Source organism: Paenibacillus sp. FSL P2-0173 (genome assembly GCF_038008045.1).
In the GTDB taxonomy this organism is placed as follows: Bacteria; Bacillota; Bacilli; order Paenibacillales; family Paenibacillaceae; genus Paenibacillus; species Paenibacillus polymyxa_B.
Window position 1 is genome coordinate 1414370 of record NZ_JBBOYK010000001.1, and the last position, 15277, is coordinate 1429646.

Here is a 15277-nt window from a genome sequence, read left to right on the forward strand (position 1 = left end):
CAAATGGCGGATTGGCCTCCAGGACCTAGAGCTTGGTCACTACTCCACCATAAACACAAGTGCTGGAACACGAGCACTTGTGTTTATGGTGGAGTTTTTTTATTCCTAATTTTTAAATTTAAAATCTGAAAGGAGCCTGAACCGTGACTGATAGTGCGATCAAAATTACATTAAACGGACAGGAACTGAAAACGAAGAACAGCGCAACGATTCTTGAAGTGATTAACGAAAACAACATCGCCCATCCCCAGCTGTGTTACGTTCCCGAAGTCGATCCGATCCGTACCTGTGACACATGTATCGTGGAAGTGGACGGAAAACTTATGCGTTCCTGCTCGACACTGGCTTCCGATGGAATGAATATTCATTTACATTCGGATCGCGCGAAAGCAGCTCAAACCGAGGCTATGGACCGATTGCTGGAAAATCATCTCCTCTACTGCACAGTGTGCGATAACAACAACGGTAATTGTACTTTGCATAATACAGCAGAGCTAATGGAAATTGAACATCAAAAATATCCGTACCAACCGAAAGTTGACCCGACAGAAGTAGATATGTCTCATCCCTTCTATCGATATGACCCCAATCAATGTATTGCATGCGGCCAATGCGTAGAGGTATGCCAAAACCTTCAGGTCAATGAAACGCTGTCCCTCGACTGGGAAGCTGAACGCCCTCGCGTCATATGGGATGACAGGGTTGCGATTAACGATTCCTCCTGCGTCAGCTGCGGTCAGTGTGTAACCGTCTGCCCATGCAATGCCTTGATGGAGAAATCCATGCTGGGAGAAGCAGGCTTCATGAGTGGCATGAACAAGGATTTATTAAATCCGATGGTGGATTTAATAAAGGAAGTGGAGCCGGGCTATAGTGGGATTTTTGCTATTTCCGAAGCCGAAGCAGCGATGCGTGAAACCCGTACGAAAAAAACGAAAACCGTCTGTACGTTTTGCGGTGTAGGTTGCAGCTTTGAGGTTTGGACCAAAGACCGCAAAATTTTGAAGGTACAACCTACCTCTGAGGGACCTGTTAACGGTATCTCGACATGCGTAAAAGGGAAATTTGGCTGGGATTTTGTGAACAGTGATCAGCGTCTGACCTCCCCTTTAATTCGTCAAGGTGACGAATTTGTGGAAGCAACCTGGGAAGAGGCACTGAGCCTGATGGCCAGCAAAATGGGAGCTATTCAAGAAACTTACGGTGGCGAAGCACTCGGCTTTATTTCTTCGTCCAAATTTACCAATGAAGAAAACTATTTGATGCAGAAGTTGGCTCGTCAGGTTTTCCAAACGAATAACGTCGATAATTGCTCACGGTATTGCCAATCTCCTGCGTCATGGGGGCTGCAATACACCGGAGGCATCGGTGGGGACAGCGGTACGATTAAAGACATTGCCAAAGCAGGTTTGGTCATGCTGGTCGGTTGCGCGCCGGGAGAAGGACATCCAGTGCTGGCTACTCGTATCAAACGTGCGCATAAGCTGCACGGTCAAAAGTTGATCTCGGTCGACCTGCGCAAGCATGAAATGGCAGAACGCGCAGATCTGTTCATTCGTCCGAAGCAAGGTACTGATTATGTATGGTTATCCGCTGTAGCCAAATACATCATTGAGCAAAACTGGCATGATGCAAAATTCATTGAAGAGCATGTAAACTTCTATCCTGAATATTTGAAGTTGCTAGAGCGTTTCACCCTGGAATTTGCCGAACAGGAAACTGGTATTTCCAAAGAGACACTGATTGAGGTAGCGACTATGATTCACGAAACCGACGGCACTGCCATTTGCTGGGGCATGGGTGTGACGCAAAACATCGCAGGCTCTTACACTTCGATTGCAATTGCCAACCTGCTGCTGGTGACTGGAAACTTTATGCGTCCGGGTGCAGGCGCATATCCGCTTCGCGGACATAACAATGTGCAGGGTGCTGCCGATATGGGTACGATGCCGGATATTTTCCCGGGCTATCAGCCCGTGACGAACGATGTCGTTCGTGCCAAGTTCGAAGCGGCCTATGGCGTACAAATTCCAGGTCAACGCGGACTAGACAACATTCAGATGCTGGAAGCCATTGAAACAGGTAAGCTCAAAGCGATGTATATCGCTGGAGAAGAGATGGCATGGGTGGATGCCGACTCCAACCATACCCAAGAAATGCTGGCGAACTTGGATTTCCTTGTCGTTCAGGATGTATTTCTGAGCAAGACAGCTGAATTCGCTGACGTTATTTTGCCAGCCGTACCTTCACTCGAAAAAGACGGAACCTTTACGAACACCGAACGTCGTGTTCAGCGTCTATATGAAGCACTCCGCCCTCTAGGAGACAGCAAACCAGATTGGTGGATTTTCAGCCAATTTGCCAAGCATATGGGATTTGATTGGGATTACAGCCATCCAAGTGAAATTTTTGAGGAAATGGCGTCGCTCACTCCATTTTTCTCCCAATGTAATTATGACGTTTTGGAAGGCTGGAATAGCTTCCACTGGGGATCGCCGGATGGTAGCAATACACCGTTGCTGCACACCAACGGCTTTAACTTTCCGGATAAAAAAGCGCGTTTGGGACTTTTCGAATATGTACCACCGAAAGAGTACCCCGTTGAATTCGATTTGACCTTAAATAATGGTCGACTGCTCGAACAGTTTCATGAAGGAAATATGACGACCAAATCAGCGGGTATTCAGCTCAAACTTCCAAAAGTATTTGTGGAAGTGTCACCTGAATTGGCTGAGGAGCGCGGAATCACTAATGGATCGCTGGTTCGATTGGAATCCCCTTATGGTGCGGTCAAGCTACGCGTTCTGGTTACAGACCGCGTGCAGGGAACTGAAATTTATGTGCCAATGCACTCTACCAGCCATGATGGTGCGGTCAATCTGTTAACTGGTGGAGCGTTCGATGTGGTCACCCGTACACCGGCCTATAAACAAGCCAAAGTACGGATGCAAATTTTGGAGGTAGACGGTCAAAATCCACTACCACGTATCAATCCGCGTTACAAAAAACGTCATCCGCAAAATGGGGTTGAAGTGGACCGTAAGTGGAACCGTCCCGGTTACGTCGATTTGGTGGATCAAAAATAAGGAGGTCAAACCGTGGCTAAGCCTATTTCAATTGTGAGAAAACGCGTTCTGACAGAAGAAGAACGGCAAAAACAATCGCTGGATCAGCTTACTGCTGATCTGGCGGACAATGGGGCGGCATTGCAGAAGACGCTTGAAATCGTACGCGAGCTGCACGACAGTGGTCTTCTCGAAGCAGCTCAGTCTATGCTAAAAGCCAAAGAAAGCATCGCCAAAATCGCTGTAGGACAAGCGACGCGTAAGCCTGTGACGAACATCATCAATAATCTCATGGGAGCAGCAGGGATGCTGTCTGAGGTAGACCCCGAGCTGATGAAAAAGCTGACAAATAGCGTTACCAATGGCCTGAACGAAGCCGAAGAACATCTAAAGCAGAATAAAAAGACTCGTCTGCGCGATCTTATGAAGGCGATGAATGATCCAGATGTAAATCGGGCAATGGGATTTGGTATTCATTTTCTCAAAGGAGTGGGAAAAAGTTTGTCTGATAAATAATTCATAGAGCGTGAAGATGGAAGACTAGTAAACAACAGACAATAAAAAGAGCTGGCTCCGAAAACGGGGGCAGCTCTTTTTATTTATTTTTTATCCACCTGCAATAGCGTCACCGTTTTAAGAGAAACGGCATCTTTTATTTGCTCCTCTGCGATGACCTTGAGCTTAAGCAAACTGGCAATCTTCGACGTATCCGGCTTGGAAAACAAGCGCCATAGCTGCGGATCAGGCAGTGAATCATACAGCTTTGTATGATCGTATTCCTTGCGGTGCTGCTGTATAATCTTGACTCGGTAGTTGCCAATTTCCCAATCTGATACTTCCTGCTGTGCACAATGAGCGGTAATGTCATTACGCAAATCAGTCAGTTCACCTTCAATTTCTTTTTGCTTTTGCTTTAACTGGTAGTAGCGACGCACCTTGTTTTCCAATCCCATCACGCTCCTCTGCTTACATATGTATGTTTGCAGAAGCGTTTTAGGACAAGTTTTGTAATGTTAGGATTGAAGGTATAACTGCAAAAGCATTTCCCGGGTAATGGAAAGGTCCATAAGTTGAGAGCATCATCATCCAAACTTTATTTTAGGATTTTGCAAAATCCGATTCCAATCGCTCCAAAGTGCAATATATAGACGAACTAGACCATTTCGATCTATATATTGTTTATTGGAAGTCGCTTATTGGATTTTTGCAAAATCCTCATTTAGGTACATTCGTCCCTGGATTTACAGGCCCTGCTCCTTGGGATTTCCCCTTACGCTTCATATAATTGGCCCAGTATGCCGTCAAAATAGGTACCAAAATCGAGGTCACAATGACCGAAGCGGCAACTAATGCCGTTGCAGATTGCGCAACAGGCAGAAACTCAGGCTTGATATTGGCGACAATGACTGGATTGGCTACTGCTGCTCCTGCTGTACTAGAGGCTGCAATTCCTGCTGTACCGTTGCCACCACCGATATATTTGTCCGCCAAAATCAGTGGAATACCTGTAATGATAATGACAAAAACACCCAATAAAATACCAAGCATACCTGTCTGGACAATGACACTCAGGTCAATGGAACAACCAAGTGCAAAACCGAAAAATGGAATCAAAGCTTGCGTTGCGTTCCCAAAATATTTTCGGAAATCATGATCCAGATTGCCCAACATAAAGCCGACCAAAAATGGTAATACCGCCCCCACAAATGTCTGCGGTTCAAAAACGGCCAGCCCGGTGCTACCCAAAATAATCATGGTCACCAACGGACCCGATTCCAGTGACATCAGTACAAATGCTCCTGCCTCTTCCTTGGAGCCATACTGCTGCATAATGGAGGCGTATAACCCGCCGTTCGTCATATCCATAGCCGAGATCAGCGCCAGCACTGACAAACCTGCAAATAGTCCACTTTCTACACCACCAACAGGCAGCAATCTGGATGCAATGATCGCCACTACCCACGCAACCGCGATTTTAGTCAATACGAGCGTTCCTGATTTACGCAATACAGTACCCGTCGCTCGCACATCTATAGAAGCACCCATACAAAAAAACCACACTGCTAAAATGGGTACCGTACCTGTCATCAGCCCCTTGGTAAAAGATCCAAAATAGTCGCCTGCCCATGGAGTAAATGTATGAAAAAGTGCGCCAATAAACAGCGGCACCAGCATAATGCCCCCTGGAATTTTATCAATGTTTTGTTTGATTTTCATTACTTCGTTCAATCCTTTCGTTTTTGCCAATGCAAAAACAAGGCCGTATTACTTGCGGCTCAAGCCGAGCTCGGGAATCAGTCTTGCGAAGGTATCATGACTCTCCTTCAGTTGCTGCGCGAATGCCTCTGCATCCTGGACACGCAATCCCAACCCATGCTTACGCATTTCCTCCCTGAATTCCTCGTCTTTCGTCCCCTTGATCAGTGCATCCGTCAGCGTTTGAGCAACTTCATCCGGTGTATCCTTGGGTACAGCCAACCCTCTCCAAGTGCCGATAAAATGTACACGCAGCCCAGTGGCTTGCTGTAGTGTCGGCACTTTTGGAAACGCTTCCGAAATAGTGTCTGCCTGGATCGCCAGTATGCGAAGTTTCCCTTCGTCCACGTATTTCTTCACTTCTGCGGGACTGACGGGTACAGCATCCACGAATCCGCTCATCAAAGCGGAGACGGCTGGGCCTGCTCCCTCATAAGGGATATGGGTAAAGCGGACTCCGCTTTTCTGCTCCAGCATTGCGGCAGCAAGGTGCCATATGCTCCCCGTGCCTGCATTCCCCATTTTGAGCTTGCCGGGATGGGCCCCAGCATCCTCCAGAAATGCCTCCGCTGTCTTCCATGGTGCATCCGCCCGGACCGTAATGGCGGAAGGGTCCATATTGGTTTGAAGCAGCGGCTTAAATCGCTCATAGGTGAGCGGTAGCAGTCCCAAATGAGGCAACGTAGTCAGCTCAGCGACCAGATACGTTACAGTATAACCGTCCGCCTGCGCCTCAGCCCCTTCCATCAGCCCGACAGAACCGCCTCCTCCCGTTCGATTAACGACGATGATCGGCTGACCGAGATGCTTTTCGGCGGCTTTCGCCAACGCTCTCGCGGTAATATCTGTACCGCCTCCGGCCGCATAAGGAACGACGAGTGTTATTGGCTTCGTAGGAAATATACGGCTGTGATCCTGCAGGGTGCGGTGATCCACATATTCACTGATACTCAAGGCAGAAAGCATAGCTACTCCAGCCGCAACCAGCACATATTTTTGCCATGGCTTTTTCTTCATTATGTTTCCTCTTCTCCAAAAATGAACTGGGCCCGTCATGCGCCCGTTTTCACCTCCAACGTTTTCGGTCTTGTTGTTTGCGTTTACATGAAGTCAATGTACCGCAACGTGGAGGGCTACAGCTATCGCTTAATCTTCGTATTTATCTTCTATTTCGCCAAAGTATCGGCCTTTTGACCGATCTGCATATTCATTGGAAGATTTGCTGATTTGTCTGAATTTCCCTGGGGTCACTTGTTTGTGCTTGCGGAATACCCGAATAAAGCTGTTCTCATTTCGGTATCCGACCTGTTCTGCAATTTCACCGATTTTCAAATGGGTTTCACATAGTAATGTGCATGCCTTTTTTACGCGTAATCCAGTCAAATAATCGTAAACGGTGGTCCCCGTTTCTTCCTTGAACATGCTGCTCACCGAGGACACGCTCATGTGAACATGATCCGCAATTTCCTGAAGCCCGATGTTCAAATGCAAATGATGTTCCATATATTCGATCATCTCTTGTACACGCACAAAATCTTTGGACTGAATGCGACCGTGCCATTTTTCTTCGATATCAGTCAACATAATGACCAGCAATACCTCAATGTCTTGAAGGTCTAGTGTCAGAATCTGATTCCAGTGGTAATCAGCAAGCTGATCCGGCGGCGTCACACTCTGAGTGGTACACCATTTTAGCAAATCTTCCAGCAATCCATGAACAAACAAGTAGACCTGGGCTGGGGATGTTCTGTGGAGTCGAAGTTCTTCTACCCAGTGGCTGATTAGCTTTACACTTGCACCAGGTTCCTGTGACTCCAGGGCACGAATCATTTCCACACGCCGATTGTCCAGCAATGTTGAATCCTGAATCTGCTCCTTTGACTGTTCATCCACTGTGTTATCCTTTTTCACACTTATGCTGCTGTCTATATTCGTATATGAACGTCCATACCCCTCATACAAACGCAAATTAAGGGCCTCTTTTCCTTTTATAAAAGACGCCCGTGCCTCTTGAATATCCGTGACTATATGACCAATCCCTATAGAAATAGTCAAAGGAAGATACTCACCGACAACCTGAATCAGCCTATCCACGCTTTTCTGAAGCAAAATGCTCTCTTGGAGGTCAGTCTCTGTACCAACTTCATTCGAACTCTCGCTGAACTGTAACAGCACAATAAAACCACTTTCCTCCTCCGGCGAGCATACTGCTTTCCAGTGAGGTTCGAGCATCTCTAGCAAAATATTGTTCAGCGCATACTTGAGCAGCATTTTATCCTCTTCTGGAAAGCTTGCGGCCCACGCAGAATACCGGTCGATGGACACGATCATGACAAACAAAGAATGGCCGTCCCAATCGGAAAAATACTGTTCCCATTTCATACGCATTTCCTGTATGCCCATTCTACGCTGGATGACATCTTCCATATATTTGGAACGCAGCTCCGGCAGGCTTCGCTCTACCACCAATGATTTGCGGTGAAACTCTCCAACCAGTTTGCTAATCACAGGTTCCAGGTCATACAATCCTCCTTGGCGCGTTCCCTTATTGCCCGAATTTAATAGGCTATTAATTTTTTTCATGGGGCGAAAAGCTGCATAATTGTAATAGTAAACTGCTGAGCACCCAGCCAGTATGGAGATAAAGGCCAGCCACAGCATCATATTGCGCGCCAGCTTTACATTTTTCAGCAGCTTGTCCATCGGAACGAGCGATACTAGACGCCAGCCCGTTACATCTGAAAAGGTTTGGTTGGCCATATATTCCATGTCCCCTATCTCCACATAAGCATAGGGGCTCACATCCAGCTCTTTCAAAATCCTGCCCATATCATTTAAGGGTAAGGACGATTTCAGCTTGGGATAGATCAACTCGCCGTCCAGATCATACACGTATTGCGAGTTGGATAAATGAATATATAGTTTGGAAAAAAAACGATCGTAATCCAGATTGATTAGCACCGCACCCATGACCCGACCATTCTTTACTATGGGCCTGGCCAGCGAAAGCAACTCTATCGTCCCCTGCTCACGATCAGTGCCATACCATCGCCGCTTAATCAACAACGGCTTTTTTTGAATGTCCTGAATCCAGGGAACCCATGTGGTATCCGGTGCCTGCTTCCAATCAGGCATGTAACCATAATTGCTGGATACGAGAGCATGATTGTCCAAAGAAATAACTTCAACCGAATAAATTTCTTCGTGCGAAGAAAGGGTTTTCAAGTATTTCTGAAGCCGATCTATGACGGAGGCGTTGTCTTCCAGCGATTTCCCGTCCGTTTGGACACGTACAAAAGCCTCTACATCCGGATGATAGGCTGCGTCCAGCGCCTTGTTATCAGACTCACGAAAAGCCCGATTGGTCACATCCAGATTGATTTGCAATAATTCTATATTGGGTGTGTTCAGCTCGGTATCCAAACCTTCACGGTATCCTGAATACGATAGCAAGCCGATCACGCTAATCACAAGCGACACGCACAGAGTAAGCAGTAGAATCAATCTTGTCTGTTTATTTTTCAGTATCAATCGAAGCTTAAGTCGCAGCATTCCCGTAACTTCATCCTTCCGGACTTCGTTGTCCATCTTCCTCTGACCCATATACTGGTGACATATTCTCCCTATTACTATTTGACGCAAGAGTCGGAATTCCCTGCCTATGTAATTCAAACTTAATATAAGGAACAACATTCATATAAAAAAGAAGAAGTCTCCCTGTACAAGGTAGAACTTCTTCTTTGGCACTGCTTGTATTCATTATTCAGCAAAAACAGATACTTGCTTCACAGGTTTTAGCTTGTCTTTTCCACCTGAAAACGATCTAGCTCCCGCTGCATTTCCTCGCGAATCTGACGAAGCTCTTTTACCTTCTCAGCCGATTCCTCAAATGAACGCTTCTGCTCTACCGTGGAAGCCGTAATCTCTTCACTGCCTGCGGCGGATTGCTGAGTGATTGCGCTGATATTTTCGATAGCTTGCTGTACCTGTACGCTCAGTTCTCGCGATACATTCATGTCCGTTGATAACTTGCTGACTTGGCTGGCAATTTGCTGCACTTTGCCACTAATCTCTGTAAACGATTCGCCGGTTGAGGAGGTTGCCTTCTCCTGCTCACGGAACAGCTCCTGACTTTGCGCCACAGAAATCTTCACCTTATCCATAGCCTGCGTGATACCGTCAACTGCGGTATAAATTTTCTTTACAGCAGACTCTGATTGATTCGCCAGCTTTTTCACTTCATTGGCAACAACAGCAAAACCTTTTCCTGCTTCACCTGCACGTGCAGCCTCAATAGAAGCATTCAAGGACAACAGCGATGTTTGGCTGGCAATTTCGGAGACATATCCAGTCATGGTTGTAATCTCGACTGCATTAGCCTCCAGCTCCTTGACCGTCTGCTCCACTTCGGACATGGCTGAACGATTTTCTGCAACAATACGCAGTTGATCGCTCATGACCCGCGTACCCTGCTCAATGACACGCAAAGCATCCTCACTATACGCGGTCGATTGTGTGGTTTCCAGTAGATTCGATTCAAACTTCTGCTGCATCTCGTCCACAACGCCAACTGTCGACGACAGATCCTCAGCAATTTTCTGACTGCCTATTGCCAGTTCCTCTGTTGACGTGCTGACTTGTGTCACAATTTCCTTCATGGCCTCATTATGCTGATCAATATCCCGAGCCATCAGATCGACACGATTACCCGCCTGATCAATGGAGAGTACAATGCTGCGCAAGTTCCCGATCATCACCCGGAAAGATTCATTGAGCTCGTCCAGCTCATCGCGTCCCTTGGTTTGGGCAAGCTGCACTGTCAGATTTCCCTCAGCAATTTGCTTTGCGGCATCCGTTAATTTGCGTGTTCTAAGGGCAAGCTGCCTGGATGTATATGTATTATATAGCCCAACCGCCACCAGAAGTATAACTGCACCTGCCAAGGCCAATTGCCATGTAAAACGAATGCTCTTGGTCAAATCTTCTGTGTATTGGTCATAACGTGCCTTGGTCAGCAGATCCAGCATAAATACATCGTTCTGAATCCCTTGGGCACGCATGGCCTCCCGCTTGGACTCCGGGCTGTTTTGGGTACTCATGGCTTTCTCCGTTGCTACTTTCAATTGGCTGAATTTTGTTTTAATCGTATTCAGTCGCTTTTGCTGCGCTTCGGTTTGCATCATGCCCTGTGAAAGCAATGCAATCGTCTTTTCAGACTGAGTCAGTTGATTTTGCACATCGGCTTTGTTGCTCTCCGTCATGGAAGCTGAATAATTTTGCAGTGCCTGCCCTGACTGAATCAAATAGGCATTGAGCTGCTGTACATTCAACATAGCCGGAACCAGATTACTACTTTGCGAGTTAATACGAATTAATTCAAAAATGATATAAGCCACTAAAGCCAGGCAAGCGATCAAGGAAATCATCGCGTTCAGTACCAGTTTACCTTGCAGTTTCATCAGCCTTCATCCTCCGTTTGCGAAAATTTATTGGGTGGGTACAGTAAGTGTGCCGGATTTGATTTTTTCCTTTAAATCATCCAACAACTTTTGCTGATCCGGATTCAGTGTCACGACACGAATAGGCGCTAAACCTACACCATCTTCTGCAAGACCAAACACCATATCCTTCTCCGTAAATTTTCTTTGATGATCTGCAAAGCCTTTGATTGCTGTATAAATTGCAATGTCTACATTTTTAAACATCGAGGTCACTACCGCTTTTTCCGCAATAAAAAACTGGTCACTATCGACCCCGATGGCTAATTTTTGCTGCTTTTGCGCTTCCTGTAGCGCACCTACACCCGTAAGACCTGCGGCTGCAAATATAACATCAATCTGATCCTGATTAATCATGTCATCTGCAATTTCCGTACCCAGTTCCGGCTTTCCAAAATCTCCTGCATACGTTGCAGTAACTTTGGCATTAGGCTTGACTGATTGCACCCCTGCGCGATACCCAATTTCAAATTTTTTCAACAAAGGAGATTCCGCACCTCCGAGAAAACCTACCTGTTCGGTTCGACTCGTCAAACCCGCAACGACCCCAGCCATAAAACTGCCCTCTTCTGCTTTGAAGCTAATAGAGGCCACATTCGGTAAATCTGATTTCTCATCCACAATTAAAAATTTACGGTCTGGATATTTTTTAGCAATGGATTCCAAACTGTCCTTCACCATGTAACCCAGCCCAATGATTAAATCAGCCTTTTCTTGAGCAAGCTGCTCAAAAGCCGCATCATACGTCTTGGTCTCAGTTATTTCCCGGTATTCAAAAACAATCTTCCCCTCATCCCTTGCCTTGACCAAACCTCGAAAAGCCGCGTCGCTGTAAGATTGGTCACCCAGACCAATATCTGACAGTACGATTCCCACCTTAATGGGCTGAGCCTTGGTTTGTGCTGCCGACTGCCCACATGCACTTAGCAATAATGCAAAGACTGTGACAATGGGAATCCACCTAAAATTCAACAATTTTGCTCGCTTCTTCATGACATATCACCTCAGCATAATTTGGAAATCCCCAACATCTTTATATCGGTTATAAAAGCATATTTTTTCATAAGAGTTTCTGTAAATTCATTGTAAATAGAACATGATAAATGAGATCTACATGTAAAAAATGTATATTTTTATGCTTCTTTTATTATACGAACTGTCCAAATTCACTTATTTTCGTTTATATCGTAAGAATAAAGTGTAATTTGGAAAACATAGGTACTCTGAAACCATCACTCTATTTCAATCCGAAAGGAGCAACATTAAAAATGACTTCGACAGATTTAATTCCACAGCCCAAAACTTATGGTCCCTTAGGTAATCTGCCCTTGATCGATACACATGCCCCTGTCCAGTCTCTGGTTAAGCTTTCTTATGAGTACGGTCCAATTTTTCGCATGGATCTGCCTGAAGGAACGAACATTTATATTTCCGGTCATAAGCTGGTCGCAGATGCTTGTGATGAATCCCGTTTCGACAAACAAGTGTGGGCCCCACTACAAAAAGTACGAGCTTTTGCAGGAGACGGACTATTCACAAGCTGGACTGAGGAACCGAACTGGCGCAAGGCCCACCAAATTTTGCTGCCAAGTTTCAGTCAGCGGGCCATGAAGGGTTACCACAATATGATGCTTGATCTTGCTGTTCAGCTGATACAGAAATGGTCTCGGCTCAATCCCGATGAAAGTGTAGAGGTTCCGGAAGATATGACCCGGCTGACTTTGGATACGATCGGATTATGCGGCTTTAATTATCGTTTTAACAGCTTCTATCGCGATCAGCCCCATCCGTTCGTGACCAGTATGACACGCGCACTGGATGAAGCAATGGGTCAGCTGCAACGCCTCAATCTGCAAAACAAGCTGATGCTATCGAAGAGAAAGCAGTTTAAACACGACATCGAAACGATGTTTTCGCTGGTAGACAGCATTATTCAAGAACGCAAAACCCTTGGCAACCAAGGAGAAGAGGATTTACTGGCACGTATGCTGGAAGGCAAAGATCCAGAAACTGGTGAAACGCTGGATGATGAAAATATCCGCTATCAGATCATCACTTTTCTCATCGCCGGTCATGAAACGACCAGTGGGCTTTTATCCTTTGCTATTTACTATTTGCTTAAGAATCCGCGAACGCTAACCAAGGCCTATGAAGAAGTGGATCGCGTGCTCACCGATTCGCTGCCTTCCTATACTCAGGTTCGTGAACTCAAGTACATAAGGATGATACTGAATGAAGCTCTGCGACTATGGCCGACAGCGCCCGCGTTCTCTCTCTTTGCCAAAGAAGATACGTTGCTCGACGGAACCTACCCACTTAAAAAAGGTGACAGCGTCAATGTACTCATTCCAAAACTGCACCGTGATACCGAGGCTTGGGGCGAAGATGTTGAGGAATTTCGACCGGAGCGCTTCGAGGACCCATCCGCCATTCCGCAAGATGCCTACAAACCGTTTGGCAACGGTCAACGCGCCTGTATTGGACAGCAGTTTGCCTTACAGGAGGCCACTCTTGTGCTGGGTATGGTACTGAAACATTTTGAGCTGATTGATCATACTCATTATGAGTTGAAAGTCAAAGAAACGCTCACACTCAAGCCGGAGGGCTTCACCATTCAAGTACGCCCGCGCAGCACACAGACTGCCGTTATGCTGCCAGATGCCGTTCAAGAACTTCATGAACAAGAGGAACAAAAGGTTGCACCCCCCCATGCCGAAAAACATGATACTTCTTTGCTTTCTTTGTACGGCTCGAATCTGGGTACAGCTGAGGGACTTGCAGGTGAACTAGCCGATTTAGGTCGAAATTGGGGTTTCAACAGTAGCATAGCAACTCTGAATGATCGTGTGGACAATTTGCCTAAAGAAGGCGTGGTACTTATTACAACCGCATCTTATAACGGGCGTCCACCGGATAATGCTGATGCCTTTGTACAATGGTTGGAGCAGGCAGACGAGGGGCAGCTGGCAGGCGTAAGGTACGCTGTATTCGGCTGCGGCGACCGCAATTGGGCCAGCACGTATCAGCGTATTCCAAGGCTGATCGACAAGCTGATGTCTGCCAAAGGGGCGAAGCGACTGTATGACCGGGGTGAGGGCGATGCCAGCGGTGACTTCGAGAAGGATTGGGAAGCTTGGAACCACGGCTTATGGCCGGATTTGTTGAATGCTTTCGGGGTAGAGCACAATGATACAGAACCGCAGGACAGCAACAGCCTGAGCATAGAGTTCGTCAGCGCCATACTCAGTACACCTCTTGCAGACAACTACGGAGCAGTGACCGCCGTCGTTACAGCGAATCGTGAGCTGCTTGCTGCTGAAAGTGAACGCAGTACACGACATCTGGAGCTCAAATTACCAACCGGATTGTCCTATCGCGAAGGTGACCACCTTGGTGTGTTGCCGCGTAATCCTGCTTCGCTAGTCAAAAGGGTGATGCAACGCTTTAAATTACAGGAACAGGATTACATCGTATTGAGAGGCAGTGACCGGGATGCGGCGCATCTCCCCTTAGATCGGCCTGTCAGTATAGGAGATTTGCTCACTCTCAGTGTGGAACTGCAAGAACCGGCAACGAGAGCCCAGCTACGGCAACTGGCATCCTTTACAGTGTGTCCACCGCACAAGAAAGAAATTGAAGCTTTGCTGGAGGATACTACCTTTGATCGAGAGATACGACAGAAGCGCGTCACGATGCTGGATATTCTGGAGAAGTATCCAGCCTGCGAGCTGCCATTTGAAAACTTTATCTCGCTGTTACCACCACTCAAGCCTAGGTACTACTCCATCTCAAGCTCTCCGCTTGAATCGGATAATTCGGCGAGTATAACAGTGGGCGTCGTGCGTGGACCAGCCCGTAGCGGACAAGGTGAATACCTAGGAATTGCCTCTAATTATTTGGCACAGCTCCAACCAGATGATCCTATTGTCATTTTTGTGCGTAAGCCTCAGTCGGGCTTCCGTTTACCGGAAGATCCAGCCGTGCCTGTCATCATGATCGGTCCGGGTACTGGAGTGGCACCATTCCGCGGATTCCTACAGACACGCTATGTACTTAAGGAGAGAGGAGAGCAGCTCGGCGAGGCTCATCTATACTATGGCTGCCGTAATCCGAAGCTTGACTATCTGTACAAGCAAGAGCTGCAAGCCTGGGAGCAGGAGGGAATCGTTACGCTTCATACAGCCTTTTCACGTCTGCCCGATCAACCCAAAAGATACGTGCAGCATGTCATGAAGGAAGATGCGGACACTCTGATTCACTTGCTTGATGAAGGAGCGCATCTGTATGTATGCGGTGATGGTAGCCGGATGGCTCCCGATGTAGAAAACACCCTTTGTGCTGCTTACGCGGAAGCACACCATACCAATAAAGAAGAAGCACAGCAATGGTTGGATCGTCTCCAACAGGAGAAACGCTATGCTAAGGATGTCTGGACAGGCATCTAATGTTAACAATATA

The 15277-nt window shown here is 46.9% G+C and carries 9 protein-coding genes; 3 read left to right on the forward strand and 6 right to left on the reverse strand.

Going from position 1 to position 15277, the window contains the following annotated elements; genetic code table 11:
- Positions 1 to 143 precede the first annotated feature (143 nt).
- Together fdhF and MKX30_RS06245 are read left to right on the forward strand one after the other, a co-directional pair.
- Positions 144 to 3086, forward strand: a complete 2943-nt coding sequence (gene fdhF / locus MKX30_RS06240) for a formate dehydrogenase subunit alpha (protein WP_341062589.1) — start codon at positions 144 to 146, stop codon at positions 3084 to 3086.
- 12 nt (positions 3087 to 3098) lie between these two features.
- The gene (locus MKX30_RS06245; protein WP_068942430.1) at positions 3099 to 3581 is read left to right on the forward strand and encodes a DUF1641 domain-containing protein; all 483 of its coding nucleotides are present in this window, start codon (positions 3099 to 3101) and stop codon (positions 3579 to 3581) included.
- An 83-nt stretch (positions 3582 to 3664) separates the two neighbouring features.
- Here the strand turns inward: MKX30_RS06245 and MKX30_RS06250 are convergent, their stop codons facing one another.
- The 6 genes from MKX30_RS06250 to MKX30_RS06275 form a co-directional block, all read right to left on the reverse strand.
- Positions 3665 to 4018, reverse strand: a complete 354-nt coding sequence (locus MKX30_RS06250; protein WP_013311244.1) for a hypothetical protein — start codon at positions 4016 to 4018, stop codon at positions 3665 to 3667.
- Positions 4019 to 4280: 262 nt separating this feature from the next.
- Positions 4281 to 5282: a 2-keto-3-deoxygluconate transporter gene (kdgT, locus tag MKX30_RS06255; protein ID WP_341062591.1), complete on the reverse strand. Its 1002-nt coding sequence runs from the start codon at positions 5280 to 5282 to the stop codon at positions 4281 to 4283.
- Positions 5283 to 5330: 48 nt separating this feature from the next.
- Positions 5331 to 6338 (reverse strand): tripartite tricarboxylate transporter substrate binding protein, encoded by a 1008-nt coding sequence (locus MKX30_RS06260; RefSeq protein ID WP_023989574.1) that lies wholly within the window; start codon positions 6336 to 6338, stop codon positions 5331 to 5333.
- A gap of 129 nt (positions 6339 to 6467) precedes the next feature.
- Positions 6468 to 8909: an AraC family transcriptional regulator gene (locus MKX30_RS06265; protein ID WP_081365994.1), complete on the reverse strand. Its 2442-nt coding sequence runs from the start codon at positions 8907 to 8909 to the stop codon at positions 6468 to 6470.
- A gap of 206 nt (positions 8910 to 9115) precedes the next feature.
- Positions 9116 to 10780, reverse strand: coding sequence for a methyl-accepting chemotaxis protein (locus tag MKX30_RS06270; RefSeq protein ID WP_023989576.1), 1665 nt, complete (start codon positions 10778 to 10780; stop codon positions 9116 to 9118).
- A gap of 27 nt (positions 10781 to 10807) precedes the next feature.
- Complete coding sequence (locus MKX30_RS06275) at positions 10808 to 11812, reverse strand: BMP family lipoprotein (protein ID WP_023989577.1); 1005 nt, start codon at positions 11810 to 11812, stop codon at positions 10808 to 10810.
- A 275-nt stretch (positions 11813 to 12087) separates the two neighbouring features.
- On the opposite strand from MKX30_RS06275, the gene MKX30_RS06280 reads away from it, so the two are divergent.
- Positions 12088 to 15264 carry a bifunctional cytochrome P450/NADPH--P450 reductase gene (locus tag MKX30_RS06280; RefSeq protein ID WP_076295490.1) on the forward strand — a complete coding sequence of 1059 codons (3177 nt, stop codon included), beginning with the start codon at positions 12088 to 12090 and terminating at the stop codon, positions 15262 to 15264.
- Positions 15265 to 15277: the final 13 nt, after the last annotated feature.

Excerpts from the sequence above, each read along its gene's own strand:
- kdgT (WP_341062591.1), bottom strand. The coding sequence starts at position 5,282 with ATGAAAATCAAACAAAACATTGATAAAATTCCAGGGGGCATTATGCTG.
- MKX30_RS06265 (WP_081365994.1), bottom strand. The coding sequence starts at position 8,909 with ATGGACAACGAAGTCCGGAAGGATGAAGTTACGGGAATGCTGCGACTT.
- MKX30_RS06250 (WP_013311244.1), bottom strand. The coding sequence starts at position 4,018 with ATGGGATTGGAAAACAAGGTGCGTCGCTACTACCAGTTAAAGCAAAAG.
- MKX30_RS06280 (WP_076295490.1), top strand. The coding sequence starts at position 12,088 with ATGACTTCGACAGATTTAATTCCACAGCCCAAAACTTATGGTCCCTTA.
- MKX30_RS06260 (WP_023989574.1), bottom strand. The coding sequence starts at position 6,338 with ATGAAGAAAAAGCCATGGCAAAAATATGTGCTGGTTGCGGCTGGAGTA.
- MKX30_RS06270 (WP_023989576.1), bottom strand. The coding sequence starts at position 10,780 with ATGAAACTGCAAGGTAAACTGGTACTGAACGCGATGATTTCCTTGATC.
- MKX30_RS06275 (WP_023989577.1), bottom strand. The coding sequence starts at position 11,812 with ATGAAGAAGCGAGCAAAATTGTTGAATTTTAGGTGGATTCCCATTGTC.